General features: G+C 42.9%; 26 protein-coding genes. All 26 read right to left on the reverse strand.

What is annotated here, in order from left to right; all coding sequences use genetic code 11:
- Nucleotides 1-4 precede the first annotated feature (4 nt).
- Nucleotides 5-940: a helix-turn-helix domain-containing protein gene (locus HLI_RS01305; protein WP_164908440.1), complete on the reverse strand. Its 936-nt coding sequence runs from the start codon at nt 938-940 to the stop codon at nt 5-7.
- A 19-nt stretch (nt 941-959) separates the two neighbouring features.
- A complete protein-coding gene (locus HLI_RS01310) occupies nt 960-1,751 on the reverse strand; it encodes a DUF3388 domain-containing protein (RefSeq protein ID WP_128522697.1) in 792 nt (263 codons plus the stop codon).
- 202 nt (nt 1,752-1,953) lie between these two features.
- The gene (locus tag HLI_RS01315) at nt 1,954-2,214 is read right to left on the reverse strand and encodes a DUF3243 domain-containing protein (protein ID WP_128522698.1); all 261 of its coding nucleotides are present in this window, start codon (nt 2,212-2,214) and stop codon (nt 1,954-1,956) included.
- A 68-nt stretch (nt 2,215-2,282) separates the two neighbouring features.
- Nucleotides 2,283-2,990 (reverse strand): elongation factor P 5-aminopentanone reductase, encoded by a 708-nt coding sequence (gene ymfI, locus HLI_RS01320; protein WP_347232271.1) that lies wholly within the window; start codon nt 2,988-2,990, stop codon nt 2,283-2,285.
- Between the two features lie 4 nt (nt 2,991-2,994).
- Nucleotides 2,995-4,287 (reverse strand): EF-P 5-aminopentanol modification-associated protein YfmH, encoded by a 1,293-nt coding sequence (yfmH, locus tag HLI_RS01325; RefSeq protein ID WP_128522700.1) that lies wholly within the window; start codon nt 4,285-4,287, stop codon nt 2,995-2,997.
- Between the two features lies 1 nt (nt 4,288).
- A complete protein-coding gene (gene yfmF, locus HLI_RS01330; protein WP_128522701.1) occupies nt 4,289-5,572 on the reverse strand; it encodes an EF-P 5-aminopentanol modification-associated protein YfmF in 1,284 nt (427 codons plus the stop codon).
- 142 nt (nt 5,573-5,714) lie between these two features.
- Complete coding sequence (locus HLI_RS01335; RefSeq protein WP_128522702.1) at nt 5,715-6,674, reverse strand: ABC transporter permease; 960 nt, start codon at nt 6,672-6,674, stop codon at nt 5,715-5,717.
- Nucleotides 6,675-7,721, reverse strand: a complete 1,047-nt coding sequence (locus HLI_RS01340) for an ABC transporter permease (RefSeq protein ID WP_128522703.1) — start codon at nt 7,719-7,721, stop codon at nt 6,675-6,677.
- The gene (locus HLI_RS01345; RefSeq protein WP_128522704.1) at nt 7,721-9,247 is read right to left on the reverse strand and encodes an ABC transporter ATP-binding protein; all 1,527 of its coding nucleotides are present in this window, start codon (nt 9,245-9,247) and stop codon (nt 7,721-7,723) included. Before HLI_RS01345 ends, HLI_RS01340 begins: the two co-directional genes overlap by 1 nt.
- 133 nt (nt 9,248-9,380) lie before the next feature.
- Entirely contained in the window at nt 9,381-10,496 is a 1,116-nt protein-coding gene (locus HLI_RS01350; protein WP_128522705.1) for a BMP family lipoprotein, read from the reverse strand.
- A gap of 115 nt (nt 10,497-10,611) precedes the next feature.
- On the reverse strand, nt 10,612-11,337 hold the full coding sequence (locus tag HLI_RS01355) for a GntR family transcriptional regulator (RefSeq protein ID WP_128522706.1): 726 nt from the start codon (nt 11,335-11,337) through the stop codon (nt 10,612-10,614).
- Nucleotides 11,338-11,834: 497 nt separating this feature from the next.
- Entirely contained in the window at nt 11,835-14,132 is a 2,298-nt protein-coding gene (locus tag HLI_RS01360) for a DNA translocase FtsK (protein WP_128522707.1), read from the reverse strand.
- 129 nt (nt 14,133-14,261) lie between these two features.
- Nucleotides 14,262-14,468: a YlzJ-like family protein gene (locus tag HLI_RS01365; protein ID WP_128522708.1), complete on the reverse strand. Its 207-nt coding sequence runs from the start codon at nt 14,466-14,468 to the stop codon at nt 14,262-14,264.
- Nucleotides 14,465-15,187 (reverse strand): ClpP family protease, encoded by a 723-nt coding sequence (locus HLI_RS01370; protein ID WP_128522709.1) that lies wholly within the window; start codon nt 15,185-15,187, stop codon nt 14,465-14,467. Before HLI_RS01370 ends, HLI_RS01365 begins: the two co-directional genes overlap by 4 nt.
- A 409-nt stretch (nt 15,188-15,596) precedes the next feature.
- Nucleotides 15,597-16,472 carry a 4-hydroxy-tetrahydrodipicolinate synthase gene (gene dapA, locus HLI_RS01375; protein WP_128522710.1) on the reverse strand — a complete coding sequence of 292 codons (876 nt, stop codon included), beginning with the start codon at nt 16,470-16,472 and terminating at the stop codon, nt 15,597-15,599.
- Nucleotides 16,469-17,710 carry an aspartate kinase gene (dapG, locus tag HLI_RS01380; protein ID WP_128522711.1) on the reverse strand — a complete coding sequence of 414 codons (1,242 nt, stop codon included), beginning with the start codon at nt 17,708-17,710 and terminating at the stop codon, nt 16,469-16,471. Before dapG ends, dapA begins: the two co-directional genes overlap by 4 nt.
- 24 nt (nt 17,711-17,734) lie before the next feature.
- Nucleotides 17,735-18,781, reverse strand: coding sequence for an aspartate-semialdehyde dehydrogenase (asd, locus tag HLI_RS01385; RefSeq protein ID WP_128522712.1), 1,047 nt, complete (start codon nt 18,779-18,781; stop codon nt 17,735-17,737).
- Between the two features lie 104 nt (nt 18,782-18,885).
- A complete protein-coding gene (locus tag HLI_RS01390) occupies nt 18,886-19,482 on the reverse strand; it encodes a dipicolinate synthase subunit B (protein WP_128522713.1) in 597 nt (198 codons plus the stop codon).
- Nucleotides 19,482-20,375, reverse strand: a complete 894-nt coding sequence (gene dpaA / locus HLI_RS01395; protein WP_128522714.1) for a dipicolinic acid synthetase subunit A — start codon at nt 20,373-20,375, stop codon at nt 19,482-19,484. Before dpaA ends, HLI_RS01390 begins: the two co-directional genes overlap by 1 nt.
- Nucleotides 20,376-20,482: 107 nt before the next feature.
- Nucleotides 20,483-20,620 carry a hypothetical protein gene (locus HLI_RS21360; protein WP_164908441.1) on the reverse strand — a complete coding sequence of 46 codons (138 nt, stop codon included), beginning with the start codon at nt 20,618-20,620 and terminating at the stop codon, nt 20,483-20,485.
- Between the two features lie 271 nt (nt 20,621-20,891).
- A complete protein-coding gene (locus HLI_RS01400; protein WP_128522715.1) occupies nt 20,892-21,125 on the reverse strand; it encodes a YlmC/YmxH family sporulation protein in 234 nt (77 codons plus the stop codon).
- 16 nt (nt 21,126-21,141) lie between these two features.
- A complete protein-coding gene (locus tag HLI_RS01405) occupies nt 21,142-22,062 on the reverse strand; it encodes a polysaccharide deacetylase family protein (protein WP_128522716.1) in 921 nt (306 codons plus the stop codon).
- Between the two features lie 102 nt (nt 22,063-22,164).
- Nucleotides 22,165-24,285 carry a polyribonucleotide nucleotidyltransferase gene (gene pnp / locus HLI_RS01410; protein ID WP_128522717.1) on the reverse strand — a complete coding sequence of 707 codons (2,121 nt, stop codon included), beginning with the start codon at nt 24,283-24,285 and terminating at the stop codon, nt 22,165-22,167.
- A gap of 120 nt (nt 24,286-24,405) precedes the next feature.
- Nucleotides 24,406-24,675 carry a 30S ribosomal protein S15 gene (gene rpsO / locus HLI_RS01415; RefSeq protein ID WP_128522718.1) on the reverse strand — a complete coding sequence of 90 codons (270 nt, stop codon included), beginning with the start codon at nt 24,673-24,675 and terminating at the stop codon, nt 24,406-24,408.
- Nucleotides 24,676-24,802: 127 nt separating this feature from the next.
- Nucleotides 24,803-25,723 carry an adenylyltransferase/cytidyltransferase family protein gene (locus HLI_RS01420; RefSeq protein ID WP_128522719.1) on the reverse strand — a complete coding sequence of 307 codons (921 nt, stop codon included), beginning with the start codon at nt 25,721-25,723 and terminating at the stop codon, nt 24,803-24,805.
- Nucleotides 25,724-25,747: 24 nt separating this feature from the next.
- Nucleotides 25,748-26,644, reverse strand: coding sequence for a tRNA pseudouridine(55) synthase TruB (gene truB / locus HLI_RS01425; RefSeq protein WP_128522720.1), 897 nt, complete (start codon nt 26,642-26,644; stop codon nt 25,748-25,750).
- Nucleotides 26,645-26,646: the final 2 nt, after the last annotated feature.

Consider the following 26,646-nt stretch of genomic DNA (forward strand, 5'->3'; position numbering starts at 1 on the left):
GATTTCATTTCTGGAATTGAAGCAATAATTTCTGGGTCGATAATTCCGGGTTTGGAAATGGCACTTCCTGATCATTGATCTTAACTACTGTACCCGGCGCGTTTCCGGTTTTGATATAAAGCTCGTCGTCACCTTCAAAATCCAAGGTTAGTGGTGAATCACTTGGACCGTACTCACCAGCTGTAATCAATCCCTCACCACCCTTAGGAGATTGAACATCCATATATGCGGCGCCTGTCCATTCAATAGTCACTGTAGGCTTTTCCACCCCTGTGACTTCATAGATGTGCTCAGGAAAGCCACCCGTGCCTTCTTGGCTAAGTTCAACATTCATTTCTTGTTCGGATTGTTTTTCTTTCTCTTCTTCTGTTTTTTCTGGGTTTTCTTCATCATATGAAGATCCACTTCCGTCTTCATCATTATTCCCTTCAGACTCCGTATTCTCTTGTGTTTCTTCCTCTGAATCTCCCTGATCAGAAGAGTCTGCAGGTACGTTGATTTCATCATTGGAATCATTTTGAGGTGAAGATCCTTCATTCTCTGCATCGCCACCGTTTTGTAAGAACACCCATGCTACAAGCAGGATACCTATAACCAGCGCGACTGTTAAAATAGTCGGAAAGATCTTGGAGCTCCCTGAACTTTTTTGGGAGGCTTCTTTCTTCGATTTCTGCACACGACTGTATTGCACTGCACTCTCATCTTCAAAGGTGGGCAGTTCACTTTTATGCTCTTCCATTACGATTTCAGGGTCCAATCCTACAGCAGAAGCATACTCACGAATAAATGCCCGAGTGTAGAACTTCCCAGGCAGCACTTGGAACTCATTCGTTTCTATAGCTTTTAAATAACGCTTTTGAATTTTAGTTGTTTCTTGTAATGACTCTAAAGAAATGCCCTTCGTTTCCCTGGCTTCCTTCAGTCTTTCTCCAATCTCCATGTGTAACACCATCCAATTTCTAAAAATCAAACATGGAAAAACCATCGTTCATCGGCATGCTCGGTTTCTCCACTGTTTCATAAGTAATTTCTTCATCATCATTGTTACGAAGCTCTATGATGTAATCGAAGTCATCCATCTTGTATTCGGTTTCCTGAACAAATATATCCGGATGTTCAATGACTTTGGTCGCTGGCAGCCTCATAATTTCCCGAACCAGCTGCCAATGCTGTTCGTTTGCTCTTTTTGCAGAAACGATTCCATCTATAATATAGAGGTTATCTTCACTATATTCTTCATCAATCAGCTGATTACGAACCGTTTGTTTAAGCAGCGTACTAGAAACGAATAACCAGCGCTTATTAGCACAGACACTTGCGGCAACCACAGATTCTGTCTTTCCTACTCGCGGCATCCCGCGTATCCCGATTAATTTGTGGCCATCTTTCATAAAAAGTTCTGCCATGAAATCAACTAGCAGCCCAAGGTCTTCACGATTGAATCGAAAGGTTTTCCGGTCATCGATGTCACTATGTATATACCTTCCATGCCTGACAGCCAGCCGGTCTCTCAACTTCGGCCTGCGCAGCTTTGTGACTTTGATCGTGTCCATCGTATCTAAAATCGACTGGAGTCGAGTTATTTGCTCTTCGTCTTTACATAATAAGAGCATACCCCTGTGTGAATTTTCTACACCATTGATTGTAACAATATTGATAGACATCATACCCAGCAATGAGGAGATATCCCCAAGAAGTCCAGGGCGGTTGTATTGTATTTCATATTCTAAGTACCATTCTTTTTTCTCCATAACACAACTCCTCTGGAAAAAATGTCGTTTTTTGTCAAAGTCGAGTGATATATGGAATTTTCCACTCTTCATCTATCATAAAGGATTTTCATTAAATAGGAAAGGTGAGAACTGCATAAACATCCAAAAAGTTATAAAGATTAAATCGTAAAATACTTATGAAAAAATCCGCACAATGGTTTTGTGCGGATTTTGTCGAGGTTTAAGATTGTGTTCCTTCGTTTTGAACCATTTTCACCATTATGTTAGCCATGGCATGTTGTTCTTTCTCATCAGCTACATTCCAAAGATCACGCAAAACAGCTTCCTGCTCGTTCTTAGCATCAACAGTATTAGCTAAATAACCACCGATTTCATAAGCAAGTTCTGATACGGCATGTTGTTCCATTCCTTGACCTTTCGCTTGATGTAAGCGATCGCCCAAAAAGTCTTTCCAAGAATCAAAATTATCGAGAACAGACATCAATGTAACCTCCTCTGAATTTTTTCATGCTTAGTATTAGGAGGAGTGAATGAAATTATTCACGATAATCAAGCCCAGCCACCATTGATTTGAATAATTTGTCCTGTAATATAGCTGGAACGTCCGTTTATTAAAAAATCAATAGCATCAGATACCTCTTCAGCCTTCCCGGCACGACCCATCGGGATCTCCTCAGCTAGGGCTGTCAATTCATCCTTTGTTAAGTGCGCATTCATTTTCGTGTCAATCAAACCGGGCGCGACAGCATTCACCCGGATTCCACTAGGGGCGACCTCTTTGGCCAGGCCTTTCACGAAACTGTTTTGTGCCCCTTTAACAGAACTGTATGCTACTTCAAGGCTTGCCCCTTCGATTCCGAAAATAGACGAAACCAAGATGATGCTTCCTGCTTTTTGGTGAATCATGTAGGGAAGGACATGTTTGGTGGTCATCCATACAGCTTTTACATGGACGTTATATAATGCATCCATATCTTCTGGATGCATATCTTGGAAAATACCAGTCCACATTTGCCCTCCAGCGAAAATGACCGCATCCCATTCCATCTCCAGAGTATCCAAAAATGTAACAATGCCTTCATTCGTTGAAAGATCTGCTTGAAAATCACCTGAATATTGATGGCTGGGAATTTCTTTTCTCAGAGAAGAAACTGCTGATTCATTGGCATTATATTGCAAACCGACTTCATAACCTTTTGCAACTAATTTAAGGGCTGTCGCTCTACCAATTTCACCGCTCGCCCCCAAAATCAGCACCCTTTTATTCATTTGTCTGTGGTTTTACCTGGAAAACGGAAATCGCTTCTTCTTTTATCCAATGTTGCAAGTATTCATCTGCATCATCTGCGGTTAGAGATTCGATGACTGGTAAAACTTCGAATAAATCGACGCCTAACGTATGGTAATGTGTGAATTGATTTGCGATGAATTCCAGTGAATTCAAAGCTCGCATGAATTGGCCGATTTTCTTCCGTTTCATTCGCGTGAAATCTTTTTCGGAGATGCGCTGTTCTTTTAATTCATGCAACATTTCTTTTACTCGTTTAGTCATTTGATCAGGCTTTCTTGAATCTCCACCGAGAATAGTGAAGCCGAATTGGCGATCAAGCTCAGTTTCAAACTGGAAGCTATCGTCAATCAAGTCCTCTTTGTAAAGCTCTTCATAGAAAACTCCACTCTTAGAGAAGTAATAGTCAAGGATCATTCCTGAAAGCAATTCGCCTCTCAGAATTTCTTCCCCTGTCAGTCCCTGGACGTTTTCTTTCACACCAACCATGGCTTTTGCTGTTGTCACAGGCATGGTTATGGAGTGATCCTTTTTGGCTACCGTTTTAGGCTCTTCCGGGTAGGATCGATTAATCTCAGGGGCTTCAGGAAACTCTTTATTCTCCTGATTTTCACGAATAAGATCCATCATTGCTTCAGGTTCAATGTTTCCAGCAACGAACAACACCATGTTGGATGGGTGATAAAACGTTTCATAGCACGTATAAAGGTCATCTTTTGTAATATCCTGAATGCTGTCCACTGTTCCTGCAATATCCACCTTCACAGGGTGATTGTGGTAGAGACTCTGAATGGTTCCGAAAAATGAACGCCAGTCAGGCTGATCATCGTACATACGAATTTCTTGTGCGATGATCCCTTTTTCCTTTTCTACCGATTCTTCTGAGAAGTACGGGTCCTGAACGAAGTCCAGTAATGTCTTCACATTTTTATCGATTTGACTCGTCGCTGAAAATAAGTAAGCCGTCTTGGTGAAAGAAGTAAACGCATTTGCCGAAGCCCCGAGTCTAGTGAAGTCTTGGAACACATCCCGGTCTTCTTTTTCAAAAAGCTTATGTTCAAGAAAGTGTGCGATGCCTTCCGGGACTGTGACACTCTCATCCTGACCAATCGGGGTGAACGTTTGATCGATCGATCCATAATTGGTAGTGAAAATACCGAACGTTTTCGCCATCTCAGGTTTCGATAATAGGAAAACCTTCAAACCATTATCCATTGTTTCTTGATAAACGGATTCATTCAGTTGTTTATATACTAGTTCCTCCATATTATTCCCCTCCTTCATTGCTCGTTAAGAAGTAAATCGTATCCAGTTCGATTTTGTTAGCCATAGCAACCACATCTCGTTTTGTAACTTTACGAATATTATCAATCAACTCATTCGCAGGCATTTCTGCACCAGAAAGCATTTGATGGTAGAGAACCTCAATCAGCCCGTTGGCATTATCCATCGTTTCTTGAAGTTGGTTGACAACCTGTTCAGTGGTCTCTTGTACTTGTTCTTCTGTGAAATCGCCTTTTTTCATGGCTTCCATCTGTTCTAATATAATGGTTTTCGCCTGCCCGTAATCTTTTGGATCCACCCCACTGAAGACAAGCAGTAAACCTTTGTGGCTTTCAAATCTGGAAGCAGCATAATAAGCGAGGCTGTGCTTCTCCCTTACGTTCATGAATAACTTTGAACTTGGGAACCCACCGAAAAGGCCATTGAAAATTTGTAAAGCATAGTAATCATCATCACCGAACTTAGTGTTCGTGCGGTAGCCGAGGTGCAGTTTACCCTGGTTCACTTCTTCTCTTTCTATGATTTCGGCAGGTTCTTCCACCTGTTTAGATACAGATACTTGATCATTGTCATCATTATTGCTTCCACTTCTGGAAAAATACTGATCGGTCATTTTCTCGACTGCTGCCTGATCCATATCGCCGATCACATAGACATCCAGCATGTCATTTTTGATCATCTGACGGTAGTAACCATAGAGTTTATCAGGTGTAATATCAGCCATATCCTCCTGGTAACCATGGACGTGCAGGGCATAAGGTTCGTCTTTACACATGTGGTCCATGAGACGCAAATTCGCATAACTCATTTTGTCATCTTTTATTGAGGTGATTTTTTGTTCCAGCGTCTGTTTTTCACGGGACACAATGGCTTCATCGAATCCATCGCCCTCCACTTTCGGATCGAAGAGCACTTCGTGAAAAAGCTTGAATGCTTCTTCCAGAATCGGCTCCTGATCGTTCAAATAAGCTTCATTCACAACCTCCATACGAAAGCTGATTACGTGATTTTCTCCTTTTTTCGAACCGTCACTGGACAGAGCTGTTCCATAAAGATTCTCAAAAGCGGACTGCAATGAGCGCACATTAGGGTGATTGTTCGTAGCTTTTTGTAATACGTGCGGGAGAAGTGCCCTCTCTGTAATGCCCTCTCTTTTTAATGGGGCTTTGAATTTTGCTACGATATTGATGGTTTTGTATTTTTTGCTGGGTAAAATATGTAGTCGGTATCCTTCTTTTTCAAGTAACGTTTCTTCTGTCAATTTCATATATACATCCTCCTCATCATTCTTTTTTTATTATAGACCTACATGTCCATATTCATCCATCAAAGCTATGTCCTATGCTAAGGTATATGTGTGAAAAAGTAAAAAATTAAGTCCGGTACAAATGCACCGGACTTAATTTTGATTAACGGTTCCCTTTTACGTAAGCTTCCCCAAGTGATCTTGGTGCTTCCGCTCTTCCTATGAATCCTGCTAATGCCAGAATCGTCAAGACATAAGGGGCAATCAATAAGAATATTTGCGGAACATTTTCTAATAGAGCGATATCGGAAGACACGATACTCAAACTTTGAGCAAACCCGAAAAATATTGCTGCTCCAAGGGCCCCGAGTGGGTGCCACTTCCCGAAGATGACTGCCGCCAAGGACATGAATCCCTGACCAACAATCGTCGCATGAGAAAAGTTCAGAGCGATCGTCAAGGCATATACAGACCCTCCAAGACCCCCTAAGGCTCCGGAAATCATGACGCCGATGTAACGCATCTTATATACATTGATCCCATTTGTGTCAGACGCCATCGGGTGTTCTCCGACAGAACGCAGACGAAGACCGAATGGTGTCTTATAAATAAAGAACCAGGCCACGAAGGCAAGGAAAATCGCTAAATAAGAAGTCAAATACCACCCAGTGAAAAACAAATCGCCGATAATCGGAATTTTACTTAATACTGGGATATCCATAGAATAAAAAGGGCGTGAAATAATATCCGTCTGCCCTTTGTCATACCATTGTTTTGTCAAAAATAATCCGATACCAAGCGCTAAAAAGTTGATCGCGACACCACTTACAACTTGATCCGCCCGGAAGGTGATGGAAGCTAGAGCATGGACAAGTGCGAAAATCGCAGAACCTGCCATCGCGACAAAAATGGACATCCACGGAGTGAAACTTCCGAACGTTTCATAAAACGTCAAATTGAATACAACACCAATGAATGCTCCCATTACCATCAGACCTTCAAGGCCAATATTGATAACCCCCGAGCGTTCACTGAACACTCCACCGAGCGCAGTGAAAATCAGAGGGGAAGCGAAAAGAATCGCCGAACCAAGAATACGACTTAATATATCAATGAATTCCATTTATTTCCCCTCCTTTTTGAAGCGCAGGATGACCCAGCGGATCATGTAACTGGATGCGACAAAGAAAATGATCAAAGCAATAATGATTTCTACAAGTTCTGTAGGTACGCCAGCCTCTGTCGGCATGTTCAAGGCACCGATTTTCAAGGTACCGAATAAGAAAGCGGCAAGCACAACACCTAATGCCGTGTTCGCTCCCAAAAGAGCTACGGCGATCCCATCAAAACCGATATTCGTGAAACCAGACTTGATGGACATGAACCCGAACGTGCCCAGACCTTCCATCGCTCCTGCAAGACCTGCAAAAGCACCAGAAATGACCATGGCAAGAATGATATTCTTACTTACGTTCATTCCGGCATATCTAGAAGCATGCTGGTTGAAACCGACGGAACGCAATTCAAAACCTCTTGTGGTACGGTTCAACACAAACCACATGACTAATGCCATGAAGATAGCCAAAATGAATCCGTAGTGAATTCTTGAATAGAACGTCAATCCTGCCAGCCATTCTGATTGAAGAGAAGCGGTAGCAGCAATATTATCCGTGCGGTCCGCACCATCTGTGATGACATTTCGGACGAATGAATTACATACATATAAGGCAATATAGTTCATCATAATTGTAACGATAACTTCATGAACCCCGAGCTTCGCCTTAAGGATACCAGGGATGAATCCCCAAAAGGCCCCCGCCAACGCAGCAGCAATGATAGCAAGCGGCAAATGAATGATCATCGGCAGTTCAAATGCAACCCCGATCCACACCGATGCCAGCCAGCCTACAAAAACCTGACCCTCGACACCAATATTCAATAAGCCTGAACGTAAGGCGAAAGCTACAGCAAGTCCAGAAAGGATATAAGGGGTGACTTGCCGGATCGTCTCACCAAGAAAGTATGCATCTCCAAAGGCTCCGTTCCATAATGCACCGAAGCCAGCAATTGGATTATATCCGAAAACAAGCATGATGATCGCACCCGAAAGCAGCCCGAGCACAACAGATATGATCGGAATCAGCAGATTGACCATTCGATTTGAAAACATTACTGATCACCTGCTTTCTGTGCTGTGTTCCCAGCCATCAGGAGTCCTAATTCTTGTTCATTCGTCTCCTCAGGCTTCACATCAGACACTATTTTCCCATCGAACATAACCGCTATCCGATCGCTCAAATTCATAATTTCATCTAGTTCAAAGGATAATAGTAAAACAGCTCTTCCTTTATCACGTTCTTCTATTAATTTTTTATGGATGAATTCAATGGCCCCGACGTCAAGGCCCCTTGTCGGCTGAGCAGCTATGATCAAGTCCGGTGAACGGTCGACTTCCCTGCCTATAATGGCCTTTTGCTGGTTTCCACCAGATAAAGCTCGTGCTTTCGTGTAGGAATCCGGCGTACGAACATCATATTCATCAATCAATTCCTGAGCTTTTTTATAGATATTTTTGAAGTTCATCACGCCTTTTTTTGAAAAAGGCTCCTTATAGTAGCTTTGCAGCACCATATTTTCACCGATGGGAAAATCGAGCACTAAACCGAATTTATGGCGGTCTTGTGGTATATGAGAAATTCCCGATTGAGCAACTTTTCTAGGATTCAGGTTTGTAATCACTTTTTCGTGAAGGGTAATGGAACCGGAATCACTCTTACGTAAACCTGTGATAGCTTCTATCAATTCTGTCTGCCCGTTGCCATCAACACCGGCGATACCCACGATTTCCCCGGACCTGACTTCAATGTTCAAGCCTTTGACCATCTCAACTCCCCGAACATCTTTAACACGCAGATCTTTGATCGAAAGGTAAGTTTCCGCTGGCTTTGCGGGTGTTTTTTCAGTAGAAAAACTGACTTCGCGACCTACCATCAAAGAAGCGAGTTCGTTAACATTGGTTTCTGAAACATTGACAGTTCCAATGCCTTGACCTTTTCGTATGACAGTGCAACGGTCACAGACTTCCATTATTTCTTTCAGTTTGTGTGTAATCAAAATAATGGATTTTCCTTCTTTAACGAGGTTGTGCATGATTTCGATCAATTCTTTAATCTCCTGCGGGGTCAAAACCGCTGTCGGTTCATCAAAAATAAGGATTTCTGCACCGCGGTAAAGCGTTTTCAAGATTTCTACACGCTGTTGCATACCTACAGAGATATCTCTGATCTTAGCCTTTGGATCGACATTCAAACCGTAACGTTCTGAAAGTTCCTGCACTTCCTTTTCTGCTGTCCGTAAATTGACTGTGCCCCATCTTTTGGGTTCACTTCCAAGGACGATATTTTCTGTCACTGTAAATGTGTCGACAAGCATAAAGTGCTGGTGGACCATCCCGATGCCAAGACCATTAGCAACATTCGGGTCTGTAATATGCACTTTCTTTCCACGCACCTTGATTTCGCCTCTTTCCGGCTGATAGAGACCAAACAGTACGTTCATTAAGGTTGATTTACCTGCACCATTTTCACCTAAGAGAGCATGTATCTCTCCTTTTTCAACTTGAAGATTGATGTTATCATTGGCTACTATGCCAGGAAACTCTTTTCTTATGTTTAACATTTCAATAACATAATCCATTCGTCTCTTTCCCCTCCCCCAATTGCGCTTGAAAAAATCATCAAATGAAAAGGGCCGGAACAATCTTTTCATTTGATGATTTTCTGTTTATAGAAGAAAAAGGCCGGCTTTCACCAGCCTTTTTCATCATTTTTTATAGTGAACCTAGGTATGTTTCAAGATCTTCACGAGTGCTTGGTACTTCTACATCACCGTTGATGATCTTTTCTTTCCATTCTTCTACGGATGAAACGATTTCTTCCGTCATTGCTTCTTCGTTCGTACGAGCGATACTGATTGCGTCATCACCAAGGCCATACTCTACTACTTCTCCCCCTGGGAACTCACCATCTTTCGCTTGTTGTGTAACGTCCTGAACAGCGATATCTACACGTTTAACCATTGAAGTAAGGGTTACATTGGTATCACCGATCTGACCTTCCTCATGCTGGTCACGGTCGACACCGATGACCCAAACATCTTGGTCAGGATTGCTGTTTTTGATATCTTTCGCTTCCGCGAATACACCGTTTCCTGTTGCTCCAGATGCATGATAGATTACGTCAATATCTTGAGAATACATATCCGCAGCAATCAATTTACCTTTATCTGCCGCTGCAAAGCTTTCAGCATACTCCACAGTTACATCAATATCAGCGTTTACAGATTTCACGCCTGCAATAAACCCAGCTTCGAATTTGTTGATCAAATCACTATCAACGCCGCCTAAGAAACCGATTTTGTTTGTGTTCGTTTTCTTAGCAGCTGCAACACCAGCTAAGAAAGAACCCTGGTGCTCTTTAAAAGTGATGCTCGCAACATTGTCACCTTCAGCAACAGAATCTACAATTGCAAAGTTTGTATCAGGATACTGTCCTGCAACCTCAGTAATCGCTGGCTCAAGCAGGAACCCGATACCGAAAATCAAGTTATAATCTTGACGTACTAAACGGTTCAAGTTTGTAGTATAATCAGCATCACTTTCAGATTGTGCATAATCAAAGCCTTCACCTTTGCTCATTCCATTTTCTTCGCCAAAAGCTTGAAGACCTTCCCAAGCAGATTGGTTGAATGATTTATCATCCACTCCACCTACATCCGTTACCATAGCTACTGAAAAATCACCATCGCCACTATCTTCAGATGTTTCTTCATTTCCACCAGAATCCCCACTTGTGTCTTCTTCACCATCTGAAGATCCGCAAGCAGCTAAGAAAACACCAAGAGTCAATACAAGTACGAAAACTAAAAGCAAACGGCTTTTAAACAAAACAATTACCCCCTAATTTGTTAAGTATGTCATAGGTCTAACCACAGCAGTCGTTTCTTCTGTAAACGGCCTCACCTCCCCAAATCCTCGATATGACATACTTTTTTGTAAGCCCTTACACTCTTTTTCGTAAGACATGGAAACTGAACTTGTCCGCTCTGAAATAATTAGAGGACAGCAGCATTGGTACATCGTCTTGAGAATAGTGCATTTGTCTTAATAGCAGTAATGCCTGATCAGGCTCACAGTTCAATATTGGAGATATTCGCTCGTGAAATCCGATCGGTTCAATGTGTGTAACCGCATATGCTATCGTTTTCCCGGTATATCTCTCCAACACATTGAATAATGAATCGGCTTCTCTTACTTGATCGATTGGTAATAAACCCTGCGGAATCTTATCCGTACAATAGACGACCGGTTGTTCGTCAGCTGTTCTCACTCGTTCCACTTTCGCAATATTATGTATTTCAAGTGGGGAGAATCGCTTGCGATCCTCTTCAGTTGGCTCAATGAGCTCTGCTGATAAATACTGAGAACCAGGGGTCATGCCCGACTTGGTGATCATCCCTGTTACACTATCAAGTTCTTCTATACCCGAGGTGAACAAAGGCTTAGGGTTGACGAAAGTTCCAACTCCATGCCTTCTTGTAACGACACCTTCTTCTTCTAATATTCGGAGCGCCTCTCGAAGCGTGGCTCTTGAAACCCCTAGAGATTTAGATAACTGAAATTCTGAAGGAAGTTTCGCTTTTTCTAAAAAGGTACCATTTTCAATATCACGTTTGATTTGCTCAATCACCTGTAAGTACAGATGACGAGTATCCTGCCTGATGGACATCCATATTCACCCCATGTCTAATGAACTAACAAAAAAGAGATCTGACATCTGACGTTCGACACATCACATTTTGACAATAATATAACACTATTCAGCAAATAAATAAATAGAATTAGGACATTTTTATGAATTTTGCTACAACTAATCTGATTAATACCTCCTAGTTTGAGAATAGACACCCAATAACATCGGCACCTGGACAACACAAATTCAAACCTATGAAGGGTGAATTTTCTGCCATATTAAAGTGGCCGATGAAGTTCTGAAAAGGTCGGAAAACTCCTATAGAAATCCCGAACGTTTAATTCTGAACCTTACCCAAGGATAGACGCTGAATGATCCCTGCCATACCTATTTTCCAGTGTGATTTTTTATCATTTCCAGTCGCTAAAAAAAAGCTACTGCAGGACGCAGTAGCTTTCTTAACTTTATGAATTAATATAGGTTCGCTAGTTTTTCAATAATTCAGTTGCCGAGCTATTACCATTACCCGAAGTTTAAGATGTATGTTGTTCTTCAGAAGACTGGGAGACGAGTACATTTCTCGGCTTGCTTCCTTCGTATGGACCGACAATCCCGTTATCTTCCATCGCATCGATAAGCCGTGCCGCTCTCGTGTATCCTACACGGAACCTGCGTTGGATCATTGAAACACTCGCACTTTGCATTTCAATGACCATTTGAACAGCTTCAGGGTATAGGTCATCGTCTACTTCCTGCTTCACTTCACTCTCTTCCTCAGGAATCATTTCCTCCTGGTATTGCGCTCGCTGTTGCTCAACACAGAAGTTGACAATTCTTTCTACTTCTTCGTCGGATAAAAACGCCCCTTGCACACGTGTAGGTTTGTTCGAGCCTACTGGAGTAAAGAGCATATCCCCACGCCCTAGTAATTTTTCTGCCCCGCCTGAATCCAAAATAGTACGAGAGTCTGTCTGCGAAGAAACACTGAAGGCAATCCTTGAAGGAATATTCGCTTTGATCACCCCTGTAATAACGTCGACTGATGGACGCTGGGTCGCAATAATCAAGTGAATCCCTGCTGCCCTGGCCATTTGAGCCAAGCGTGTAATTGCGTCTTCTACTTCATTTGAGGCAACCATCATTAAATCAGCCAACTCATCAACTAATACAACGATATAAGGCAATTGTGGCTGTTCATCATCATTTTCCTGATTGTGTTTCTTGATATACTCATTATAACTCTCGATATTTCTCGTCCCTGAATCTGAGAAAAGATCATATCGACGTTCCATTTCAGATACAACCTTTTTCAATGCTCTGGACGCTTTTTTAGGATCTGTCACCACAGGAGCGAGCAAATGCGGAATTCCATTGTATACATTCAATTCCACTTTCTTCGGATCGATCATCATCATTTTCACTTCATGTGGTTTTGATCGCATCAAAATACTCGTGATAATCCCGTTGATACAGACACTTTTACCACTGCCTGTCGCCCCCGCCACGAGAAGGTGGGGCATTTTGTTGAGCTCTGACATGACAGCTTCGCCGGAAATATCACGACCGAGAGCAAAACTGAGCTTGGAATCTGGATTCGACTTGCCAGTTTCTAATACTTCCCTTAAAGAAACCATAGAGACTTCTTGGTTCGGAACCTCAATTCCGACCGCTGACTTCCCTGGGATCGGTGCCTCGATACGGATATCCTTCGCTGCTAAAGCCAGTGCTAAATCGTCGTTCAAATTGACGATTTTACTTACTTTCACACCGACATCGGGATACACTTCATACTTGGTAACAGCCGGACCGACGTGCACTTTCGTAACTTTCGCTTTGACTCCGAAGCTTTGAAAAGTTTTTTCCAGTTTCCTGACTGTCGCCTGGATATGGGACCTCCCTTGACTCTGGGGTGTTGATGAAGGTTCATCCAATAATTCCAGGCTCGGCAAGCGGTAATCAAAGTTTTCTAATTCAGCAGTAGGCATGGATTTCTCTAAGTTCACTTCATCCGCTTCTTCTTTTTCATTTGCGGGAGCACCAGAGGCCTTGGTAGGTGACTGTTGGTTTGCTTTGTATGCATGTTCAGTGAAATCCTGGATGATCGGCTCTTCAGCCTGATCTTCACTAGTATCCTCGATTTCATAAACCACCGTATCATCCGCTTCTTCTTTTTCATTTGGTAGAGCCTTACGTTTTTCGGTTTTATCAGCTTTCGATTTCTTCAGCCTTTCCCTTTGATCCTGACTGATGACTTTCAGCTTTTCACCGAGTTTAGAAAACAACTCCCCTATGGACCATTCACTTACAAAAATGATTCCGATAATAAAGAGGAAAAAGGCAACGATTGCGGCCCCGACTCCAGAGAAAAGGTAGTAGGTGATGGATAAGAGGATAGCGCCTGCCAAACCGCCTCCTACACTATAAAAGGAACTTTCTCCTCGCATCATTTCTGTAATTCGTTCCCATGTCATAGACAAAATTGAATTCCCTGCCGCTAAATCACCAGATAAAGTTTCAAGGTGGGTGAACAGCAACAATGAAGTAAGGATGATGTACACGCCTAAAAGACGTTTATGTAAAAAAGTAGGCCATTTTCGTTTTACCATTAAATAAATCCCGACAATAAGGAAAAACAAAGAGGCGATAAAATACCAAACCCCGAATAAAAACTGCCAAAATCTTTCCAGTCCTCCAGGGATCGCCCCATCACTGATAGCGGAGGCTCCACTCCCAATCACCGAAATGAAGAGAAATAAGAGGCCGATCAATTCAAATTTCACATGGCTCTTCAAATTGGATTGCTTTTTTTTCTTTTTTCTTTTTCTAGCCATATCACTTCCACCTCCATATCGAAAAACGGAAAAGAGAAGGATGCCGATGGTTCCTTCAATGAATCGAAGAAAGCGACACCGGCATCCTACCTTTCTGTCCTCTTTATTATATCATAGCTTGATATGGAGTTACGAGTCCAACCATTGTCCTGGTTGAAGGGATGGATCCATATAATGCGAAGGATCTGTAGAAAGCACTTGCATGATCTGTTTTTTACCATCCTCGGTTTGTAAACATTTCAATGGACAGTTTTTATGTTCTTGATAGACAACTGATGCATTTGATTCCTGAGGGAAAATATCATGTTCACTGAGTGGTGTATATAAAATCGTCATTGAACCACCTGCTGTTCAGGGCCTTTGTTTTGTTCGATCATTTCATTCAATTTCATCATAGCTTCTTGAACCCCCCCCACAGCATCGATCAGACCGTGATCCACAGCTTGTTGACCGACTACGTTCGTTCCGATATCCCGTGTCAGGTTCCCTTTATCAAACATTAATTCCTTAAACTTTTCCTCTTCGACATTCGAATGGCGTGTGACAAAATTTATCACTCGATCCTGCATTTTATCCATATATTCAAACGTTTGCGGTACCCCTATAACGAGACCTGTCATCCGAATCGGGTGAATAGTCATTGTGGCCGTTTCCACTATGAATGAATAATCGGCTGACACAGCAATGGGAACACCGATTGAATGCCCTCCCCCAAGCACGATGGATACAGTAGGTTTCGATAAGGAAGCGATCATCTCGGAAATAGCAAGTCCTGCTTCGACATCGCCCCCCACAGTATTCAACAACACGACAAGTCCCTCAATTTTAGGATTTTGCTCGATGGCAATCAATTGTGGGATTAAATGTTCATATTTCGTTGTTTTGTTTTGAGATGGCAGCTGGACATGCCCCTCTACCTGCCCTATGATCGGCAGAACATGAATATTTGAATCTGCAGGCTGAGGGACACTACTTTGCCCTAACTGCTGAATCTTATCGACCAACGAAGATTGTGATTTGGATTGATCTTTATCTTTCGGAGAATCTTCTTTCATAAATCGCACCCCTTTCGTTCTTTTCCGTAGTATTGCACAAACCAAATGAAACATACTTAGAAAAGCGGAAGCGATTGGGGAGACTCGACTAGCATAAGCAAAACGGCTGGGGGACTGCCTTCGTCCCACCGGCGGATTGCTTATGTCTCGAGAGGCTGATCGCTGGAGCTGGACATTAGAAAAGCGGAAGCGATTGGGGGAGACTCGACTAGTATAAGCAAAACGGCTGGGGGACTGCCTTCGTCCCACCGGCGGATTGCTTATGTCTCGAGAGGCTGATCGCTGGAGCTGGACATTTAGAAAAGCGGAAGCGATTGGGGGAGACTCGACTAGCATAAGCAAAACGGCCGGGTTGGAGCTGCCCAATAAAATAACCGCCCGATTTTAAAAGAAACCGGGCGGTTATAATTCACTTCTCCAATTCATCTAAAAGCTGATGGATGAATAATTTCTCCTCTTTGGTTAATGGAACTAAAGGAAGTCTTATCCCTCCTGTATCGATTCCTACTTTCTTCAGTGCTTCTTTGACCGGTGCAGGTGAAGGGGCCGTGAACATTCCATTAAAAATTGGCAATAGTTTTCTATGAAGAGTCGCTGCTTCTTTCCCTTTGCCGGTATCATAGAGCTGAAGCATTTTCTGCATTTCATTTCCTATCACGTGAGCAGAAACGGATATGATCCCTTGTGCACCGATTCCATAAGCCGGAAGAGTCAAATTATCATCCCCGCTATATAATGAAAACTTTTCATCTGTCCCAGAGATGATTTCAGCCATCCCATCTAAATCACCGGTAGCTTCTTTTACGGAAACGATATTATCTATTTCAGCTAACCGTACGATGGTTTCCGGCTGGATACGTACGACAGAGCGGCCGGGTACATTATAAACCATGACTGGTAACTGAACCGCTTGAGCAATATTCTTAAAGTGTTCATACAAGCCGCTTTGATTAGGTTTATTGTAATAAGGTGCCACCAGCATTACACCGTCTACACCAGTTTTTTCTGCAGCTTTAGAAAGTTCAATCGACGATGTTGTGCAATTGCTGCCTGTTCCGGCTATAACCGGTGCACGACCATTGACGACTTGAACGACATGTTTCCACAACTTTATCTTTTCTTCGGAGGATAGAGTCGGTGATTCCCCTGTGGTCCCTGCTACGACCAATCCATCCGTTCCATTATTGAGTAAATGTTCAACAAGCAGGGTCGTCTTTTCATAATCGATCTTCCCATGGCTGTTAAAAGGGGTCACCATGGCAGTTAAAACTTTTCCGAAGTTCACTTTTGCTTTTCCCCTTTCTTCGCATCCACGCTCAGTTGAAACGTTCCATGTAAAGCGTTGACAGCAGGAACAAGATCTTCTTCCTTGATCAACACCCAAATGGTCGTGTGGGAGTCGGCAGATTGAAGAATTTGAATGCCGATATCTGTCAGGGTCTGAACAATCTTTGCTGTAACGCCTGGTATTCCCGTAATACCAGCTCCAACAGTCGAAACTTTCGCACAACCGTTACGTATTTCAGGGTCATACCCCAGGTTATTGAGGATTTGGGCAGCTTTTTCAGCGTAAATATGGTCAATAGTGTATAGGACACCACTTGGAGAAATGTTGATGAAGTCGACAGAAATATTAGCTGAGGCCATTGATTTGAAGACATCTGATTGAAGTTTGGAGGGATCTTCTTTAGATTGTACTTTAATTTGAGTAAGTCCAGCCATATGGGCGATGCCTGTTACAGTTCGATCTGAGATGTCTTGCCCTAACCGATCTTCTTTCGTCCCTGAAACCAGAGTACCTGGCAGATCTGAATATGTGGAACGGACACGAATTGGAACTTTAGCATACATCGCTATCTCGACAGCTCGAGGGTGGATGACTTTTGCCCCTTGGTAAGCTAAGTTACAAATTTCATTATACGTAATCGTGTTCAGTGGACGGGCTTCTTGTACCAACCTTGGGTCTGCAGTCATGATTCCATCTACATCAGTGAAAATTTCGATGCATTCCGCTTGAAGAGCTGCTCCTAGAGCTGCGGCTGTAGTATCACTTCCACCACGGCCGATTGTTGTTACTTCCCCTCTTAACGTTTGACCCTGAAAACCCGCTACTACCACGACATCTTTATCTTTTAGTTCTTCAAAGATTCTGGAAGGATTCATCTGTGTTATTTTTGCTTTTGTGAAATCACTGTTGGTCATTATACCTGCCTGAGCTCCTGTTAAAGAAACGGCTGAAATTCCTTCTTTACAGAGTTCATGACAAAATACAATCGAAGAAATGGTCTCGCCACAGGACATCATCAAATCCTGCTCTCTTGGAGTGACAATGGTATGCGGGAAATCGACAAGTCCTAATAGAGTATCAGTTGCATAAGGGCTTCCTTTTCTTCCCATGGCAGAAACAGTGACAACAACCTTGTAACCTTCACTCAATCCGTTTTTTACATGATGGATCGCCCGGGAACGGCTTTTCAGATCCCGGACGGACGTTCCACCGAATTTTTGTACAAGTAGCTTCATTTGGCCACCTCAACTCAAAGAAGTTTACAGCCACTTATTGGCGATCAACCGTTCTGCTATTTGAACCGAGTTCCACGCAGCACCTTTCAACAAGTTATCAGAAACGACCCAAAGGTGAAATCCTTTATCCTCATCTAAATCTTTCCGAATCCGCCCTACAAAGACATCTTTCTTCTCTGCAGCACTCAATGGAGTCGGGTAAGTTTGAGTAGATGGATCATCCTCTAATACAATCCCTGGCGCATTGTTCATCAATTCCTTGATTTCCTCAACCGTAACCCCTTCTTTTTCTACTTCCACATATACACTTTCTGCATGAGAAGTGAAGAATGGAAGACGCACGCATGTCGCTGCTACAGGAAGATCTGGTGAGTGCATGATTTTTTTCGTTTCATTAATCATTTTCATTTCTTCAAATGTATAACCATTCTCTTGGAAAACATCAATTTGCGGCAATGCATTGAATGCGATAGGGTAGTGTTTTTCATCCCCTTTGACAGGTAAGATGTTAGCTTCCAGATCCTCTCCGTTCAAAAAGGATTGGGACTGATCACGTAATTCATCAGCCGCTTCATTACCAGCTCCGGAGACTGCTTGATACGTTGATACGATTACGCGTTTCATTCCTAAAGCCTTACGTACAGGCTCAAGCGCTGCTACCATTTGAATAGTAGAACAGTTAGGGTTGGCAATGATTCCCTGATGATGTTCAATATCTCCTTCATTCACTTCAGGCACAACTAAAGGTACACCTTCTGCCATCCGGAAAGCACTCGTGTTATCTATGACCACTGCTCCACGTTTTACTGCTTCTGGAGCAAGTTTTTTGGATATGGATCCTCCCGCTGAGAACAAAGCGATATCAACGCCATCAAAACTTTCAGGGGTCGCTTCTTCCAGAACGTATTCGTCTCCTTTATACGTCATTTTCAATCCTGCGGAACGGCTGGAAGATAGAAGCTTCAGTTGCTCAATAGGAAAATCCCGGTTTTCTAATGTTTCTAACATTTTTTGGCCAACTGCTCCAGTGGCTCCGACAACAGCTACATTATATCGTTTTTTTTCACTCATATTGGTATCCCCTCTTCTGTATGATAGTTGTAAGAATAGTAAGACATGTCACTATTTTTGTTATTTTATCATATTTACAAGAAGACCTGGTATGAAAAGTGGAATTAATTTGGGTACCTTTCGATTAAAACCGGCTGACGCTGCTTCCCTTCCAAAGCTGCCTCGATCGTTTCAGGTATGAGTTTCATGTCCGCTACGAGGGAATTCGGCTTTTTAAAAGGATGATCCTGCCCGAGCGGGACAAAGTAAATGTTCTTTGTAGCCATTAAACGCATCACATTTACTCCGTTCAGTCCAAGTGCATCATTTGTAGAAACAGCCAAGACAACAGGATTCTCATTTCGCAGAGTAGCTTTGGCTGCCATCAATACAGGAGAATCCGTCAAGGCATTAGCGAACTTACTTGTTGAATTTCCCGTGAGTGGTGCGATGACCATACAATCGAGTGGACGCTTAGGTCCAAGTGGTTCTGCGTCAGGAATGGTCAGGATCGGTTTTTCTCCTGTGATCTCCTCAATTTTTTTCAAATGATCGACTGCATCTCCAAACCTTGTATCTGTATTCTGAACCGTATAAGATAAAACGGGAATGACGGTGGCGCCCAAATCCACGAGTTCTTGCATGATGGGGAAAACTTCATGATACGTGCAGTGGGAGCCCGTAAGTCCAAAACCTATCACTTTACCTTTCAACTTAGACATTAACCATTCTCCTTTCGTACATTTTGGTTCAACAAACGTGAGACCACATCAGCGATGATTCTTCCAGCTGTCTTAGGCGCTACGATGCCGGGAAGTCCAGGGGCTAACAAGGCTTTGACTCCCCTTTTATCTGCGTAACGAAAATCTGTACCTCCAGGCTTTGATGCAAGATCGAGAATCAATGCATGGGAGGGCAGTTGTTTTATCACAGAGGCATTGACGACAAGCTGTGGGACGGTATTCAATAAAATGTCGCACGTCATATCCACCTTGTCGATTTCATTCATGTCAATTGATTTCAACCCCATTTCATATACCCTCGCGGCACTTTTTGACGAACGTACGCCAACCAATACTTCTGCCCCTAAGTGATCGAAAGTTCTTGCAAGACTCATACCGAGACGACCAAGACCTAAGACGATTACTTTTGAACCGTGAATTGTAAAGTCTGTATGTTGAATGACCAACATCAACGTCCCTTCCACCGTCGGGATCGAATTGTAAATAGCTACATCATCTCGATCCATAAGAGGGATAAGAGAACGGTTGACTTTATTTGCTAATTTCGTCAGGTGAGTATTTGTTATACCAGTGAAGATCAGACAATGATCTGGTGTTCTTTTCAACCACTCTTCCGGTAGATGAATGAGCTGATTTGAGAAAATGCCCTCGATCTTTCCGTCATCGTCTGTTCCCGGAACCGGAAGAATAACTGCATCCAACTTCTCCACTTGTTGACTATCAAAATCCAAGTCGATCGCTTCTCTGAAGCTTTCGTTCAGTTGATCGAATCCTGCTAAATAAACAGTTGCGTCCCATTCATTCAGCCTTCGTATGAGTTCGATCTGCCGGGCATCGCCCCCTATAACCGCAACATGATATCCTGTTAGCATCCCGGATGTCTCCTTTTTCTAGTGTCTTATCTCTTTGTATCCTATGCCGGAACCATAAGTTAGTGATTTGGTTCGACAACAAAAAAACACTGCAGCTATTTGCAAGGTCACTGAAAAACCCTTTTCTCTCTAGGGAGCTGTTGAAGTTGTTGTTTCTCCGTGGATGCTTGCCGCGGGTACGGGCACAACTGACTTGATAAAGAAGGTCGATCTCCGGCTCGCGCTGTTCCCGCATGCGTCACCACCGAACACTCATCTCGAAATCAAAATGGCACATCTGAAAGAGTGATTTTTTTGATTTATAAATGAAAATCACACTGCGTATACAAGGGCTGGTGGCGATATTGCCGTCAATATCAAACGAATACTAAAGCTCATGGAGGAGAAAGAGACCGAATGGCTCATCGAAATAAAGAAGCCGAGTAGAACGATAATATCGTCCTACTCGGCTTTTTCTTTGATATATAACTAAGAAAGTTGCAGTTCTACAGTAGTCTCGCTAGTTGCTGTTGTGTTTTACTGTTTTTTCAAGAGAATGGTTTCATCGCCAATGGTTTTGATTTGATGCCAATCGATCGTCAATTCTTTTCTAGCTGCCCCGAAACCGATCAAACCCTGGTTCAGAATGACTAAGGACTTGATCATTCCGGAATCAGGATCAATAATGAGATCTGCTCTACCTAGTACACCGAGTTTTTCACCATTCTCCACATCGATCACTTCTTTTTTCGATAATGCCTTCATCCTCATTTCCCACAACCCCTCATCATCTTTCCTCACTTAACAATTTAGGTAAGGCTGCTATGTGATAGCCCTCCTTTTTTATTTTTTCGATTAAATCCGGCAAACTGTTGACTGTCACTTCCGTCGGATGCATAAGCACAGTAGCTCCATTATGCAGGCGGCTCATCACCCGGCTGATCAGCACGTCTTTCGTCGGCTTTTTCCAATCCACCGTATCAACCGACCAAAGGATTGTTTCCATTCCCATCTCATGAGCAGCTTCTACTGTACCCTCATTATAGCTTCCTGCCGGGGGAGCGAAATATTTAACCTTTTCCTTCGTCAGAGCAAAAAGGAGTTCATCCGCTTGTTCGAGGTTGTTTTTCGAATCCGCTTTAGACATTTTGGCCATGTCTTTATGCATATACCCATGACTTCCAATAATGTGTCCTTCTTCTTCAATCATCTGGATAAGATGTGTGTACTCTTTTGCAAATTCACCATCGATGAAGAAAGTGGCCTTCACCTGATGTTCCGAAAAGATTTCAACCATATCCGGAATGAACTCTTCCCCCCACGAGACGTTAATAAGGAAGGAAACCATCTCTTTAGCTGGATGGCCCCTATATATAGGCGAGGGCGGCAGGTCACCCATAGACACCTCTGGCTTGATCAATTTATAGACGAATCGATCAGGGTCATATCCACCCTGTTTTTTCATCTTCTTGTAGGAAGCTTCTACATCCACTTCCCGCCCGACAATGCCAGGAGTTTTTTTCCATACCGGGTCTATTTTTGCATCTTCTGCCGCCCACTCATACTTCTCTTTTTCGTCGTTAATTTTCTGATAAAGAGTATCATCTTTATTGACTGTCACCGCTTCATTCACTGTAAAGTAAGCAAGTCCTAATCCAGTCAGAAAAGAAATGCATATAAAAAAAAGCCCAACCGCTCTAATACTCATGGACATCCACCCCTGAAATAAGTGTATGCACAAGTTGTCCGGTTAGACTAACCAAAAAAAAAGAGACTGGCAAGCCAGTATCTTTTCTTTCAATAGCGTCAATTATTCAGCATTCGATTCCTGCTTTTTCTTTTCATCCAGAAGAATAGCTTTGTGTGAAAGGTTGATTCGACCTTGATTATCGATTTCCTTTACCTTCACTTTGATCGTATCGCCCATGGAAACGACATCTTCGACTTTGCCGATTCTTTCTTCTGCCATTTCTGAAATGTGTACAAGACCTTCTTTTCCTTTGAACAATTCAACAAACGCGCCGAACTTTTCGATTCGTTTGACTTTACCGTCGTAAACTTCTCCAACTTCAACTTCACGCACGATATCCTCAATGATTTTTTGTGCTGTAGTGTTCATACTTGCATCAGTGGAAGATATGAAAACAGTGCCGTCTTGTTCAATGTCGATCTTGACCCCTGTATCATCGATGATTTGGTTAATCTGTTTTCCGCTTGGTCCAATAACATCACGAATTTTATCAGGGTTGATTTTCATTGTCATGATCTTAGGTGCATGTGCAGATAGCTCTTGGCGGGTTTGAGGAATGGTTTCGAGCATGTGACCCAAAATCTCCATACGGCCTTTTTTCGCTTGAGCTAACGCTTCTTCAAGAATATCTCTTGATAGACCGTCAATCTTAATGTCCATTTGTAAGGCTGTAACACCTTTTTCAGTCCCTGCTACTTTGAAATCCATATCTCCAAGGGCATCTTCCATCCCTTGAATATCAGTCAGGATTGTATAATCATCGCCTGATTTAACAAGCCCCATAGCGATTCCTGCGACAGGTGCTTTAATAGGGACACCAGCATCCATCATAGCTAATGTACTTGCACAAATACTTGCTTGTGAAGTCGAACCATTCGATTCAAGTACTTCCGATACTAAGCGGATAGTATAAGGGAATTGATTCTCAGATGGGATGACGACTTCCAAAGCACGCTCACCTAAAGCACCATGCCCGATTTCACGACGGCCAGGGCCACGTATCGGTCCTGTTTCCCCTACTGAGAATTTCGGGAAGTTATAGTGGTGCATGAAACGCTTGGATTCTTCAAGGTCAAGACCATCCAGAATCTGAACATCACCAAGGGCACCCAGAGTACACACACTTAGCGCTTGTGTCTGGCCACGAGTGAATAATCCAGAACCATGCGTCCTTGGAAGTAAGCCGACACGGGAGGTCAAGGAGCGGATCTCATCGACTCCACGGCCATCTGGACGAATTTTGTCTTTTGTAATCAAAAGGCGGACTTCTGTTTTCACCATGTTCTCTAAAATAGAACCGACCTGTTTCAATGTTTCTTCATCCGCTTCTTGTTCTTCATAAGAGGCAAGCACATCTGCTTTCACCTGGTCAATCGCTTCTTCACGTGCTTTTTTCTCTTCTGTTTTAATAGCCTGAGCGACAGCATCAGTCGCTTCTGCTTCTACTTTACTCTTCAGTTCAGCATCCAAATCGAATAATTTGACTTCCATTTTTTCTCTTCCGACTGCTGCAACAATTTCCTCCTGGAAGGCTACCAGGCGTTTGATTTCCTCATGTCCGAACATGATCGCTTCAAGCATGTCTGCTTCAGATACTTCATTCGCACCCGCTTCAACCATGTTGATGGCATCTTTTGTACCGGCGACAGTCAAATCAATGTCACTTTTTTCTTGCTGTTCAATTGTCGGGTTGATGACAAACTCTCCGTCAACTCGTCCAACGATGACCCCTGCAATGGGTCCATCAAATGGAATGTCGGAAATGCCCAATGAAATAGAAGAACCTAACATCGCTGCCATTTCAGATGAACAGTCCTGATCCACACTCATGACCGAACTGATGACTTGTACATCATTACGGTAGCCCTCCGGGAATAATGGGCGAATCGGACGGTCAATCAAACGGGAAGCCAAGACTGCTTTATCACTTGGGCGCCCCTCACGTTTTATGAAACCACCAGGGATTTTTCCAACAGCGTATAAACGCTCTTCATAGTTTACGGTTAATGGGAAGAACGGCAGATCCTTAGGTTCTTTTGAACCCGTTGCTGTAGACAGGACTGTCGTATCTCCATAATGAATAAGTGCTGCACCATTCGCTTGTTTCGCTAATTCGCCGATTTCAACAGAAAACGTGCGTCCAGCGACTTCAATCGAATAGACTTGTTTTTCTTCTGCCATAAAGAACTTAACTCCTCTCGATAACTCTCTTAATTCAACTTAAGGGTCTATGATCAGTTTACACCCTTATGTATGTAAACATACAGAAAAAGCGGGAATACTCCCGCTTTTTCCCATACATTAACGACGCAAGCCAAGACTCTTGATTAACTCACGGTAACGTGTAATGTCCTTATTACGAAGGTAGTTCAATAGGTTACGACGCTTACCTACCATTTTAAGCAGTCCGCGACGAGAGTGGTGATCCTGCTTGTGTGCACGCAGGTGTTCGTTCAATGTCGTGATTTGCTCGGTAAGTACAGCGATCTGTACCTCTGGAGACCCTGTGTCGTTGTCATGAGTTTTGTACTCATTGATAAGTTCTTGTTTACGTTCTTGTGTGATAGCCATTATAGCTACACCTCCTGAAAAATTTAAAAATTCCCATTCCCCGAGCGGACGTCGGAGTTACGATCCGCCAAGCGAAGGTTCCATATTAAAGGGTACATTTTTTTTCGGTAAAATGCAAGGAAAACCTCTATTCCAAGCCGAAAAAACTGCGGATAACCTTTTCACTTTTTTGCAGTCGGTCATCGATATAATCAACATTGATCGATTCAAACTCATCTTTTATCTTATTGTGAAATCGAACAGTAACATCTTCTTCACTATGACCTGCATCCATATCAAGCAAATACACATTGAAGGTACAGGTTTGTTCCTGACCTTGACGTACTTTACTCTTCAACCAGGCCATTCCGTAATGCTGCATACCTTTTAGCAGAACAGTAACAGTGTAGACACCTTCATTGGGAAAATAGAAGCTGTTTTCAACACGGACTTCGATTATCTTCCTTGCGAGGTCACTATTGCTTTTTCCTTTTACGAAAAAGGGTCTGCCAAGTAGATCATTGACCTCGTTCACCTTTCCCACGTCTAAAAGTTTACGTATTCGGGTCGAACTCACCTTCTCTTCTCCATCTGCAACCTTCTCGACCACAGTTTGAGCGAAGCGACCTCTGGAATGTTGAGCAAGCGTATTCATTGAACCTTCACCTTTATGTCCATATGTGAAATCAAAACCTGCAACAACATTCCTTACATTCAAAGGAATGAAAAAGTCATCGACGAACTGCTGGGGAGATAATCCTGCCAGGGATCGATCAAAAGTAACAACGAATAAATAATCGAGTCCCATGTCTTTGAGAATTTCTTCTTTCTCCTCAAGTGGTGTTATATAATAGGCATCTCTCTGCTCTCTTTTCAGAACCACCGATGGATGCGGGTCAAAAGTCATGACAGCAGACCTTACCCCTGAAGCGTCGGCTTTCTCTTTTGCTGTAGCTATGACGCGCTGATGCCCCTTATGGACACCATCAAAAAAACCGACGGCCACCACATTCGGTTCTACAGAAAGGAGATTTGCGGAAGAAGAGGTAGATAGATGAAATGTTTTCATGCCACTCACCTGCTTTACACTAAATTAAAACACTCGAACGGGTTTCACATATCCAGGTTTACTGGGATGCTGCTGATATATCGCAATGACCTCTTTATCGTGCACTACAGCGAACGTTTCCGCGTCTATATGAGAAGGTTTTGTCAGTACACGTCCATGCTGGATCATCACTTTCCATTCCTCATCTACTTCCCAAGATACCATATCCGAAAGTCCACGGGATAGAGGGAGAAGCAACTCTTTCCCCTTATGTTCGTCAGCCTTCTCCTGAACTTGTGCCAATGTGTAACACTCATCCCGAGTGATACCGCCTGTCTTTGTCCTTACAAGAGAAGACATATGGGCAGGATAGCCTAGGGTCTTCCCAATATCTACACAAAGTGTACGGATGTATGTCCCTTTAGAACACACAACTCGCAGTGAAAAAGACATTTCTCCCTCTACGACCTCCTCATCCTTCGAAAGAATACTGATTTCTTTGATCAGAACTTGGCGTGAGGGTCTATCCACTTCAATTCCTTCTCTTGCATATTCATACAAGCGTTTACCATTCACTCTTACAGCTGAATACATTGGCGGGGTTTGAGTAATCTCACCTTGAAAAGAGGAAATATGGTCTTCGATCTCACTGTACGGAATATTTTCAGTTACTTCCTTCGACTCAACTATCTGTCCACTGCTGTCTTCTGTATCCGTAGCAGTTCCTAAAGTCACAACAGCTTCGTAGACTTTATCCGTGTCTGTGAGAAAAGGTACTATCTTTGTTGCCTTTCCTACGCAAAGCGGTAGTACTCCTTCAACGTCTGGATCAAGTGTCCCGGTATGCCCGATTTTCTTCGTCTTCAACATCCCTCTTGCTTTGCTCACGCAATCGTGGGAAGTAAACCCTTCAGGTTTCCATAATGGAAGAATTCCATCCATGT

Source organism: Halobacillus litoralis (genome assembly GCF_004101865.1).
GTDB classification, from domain to species: Bacteria; Bacillota; Bacilli; order Bacillales; family Halobacillaceae; genus Halobacillus; species Halobacillus litoralis_A.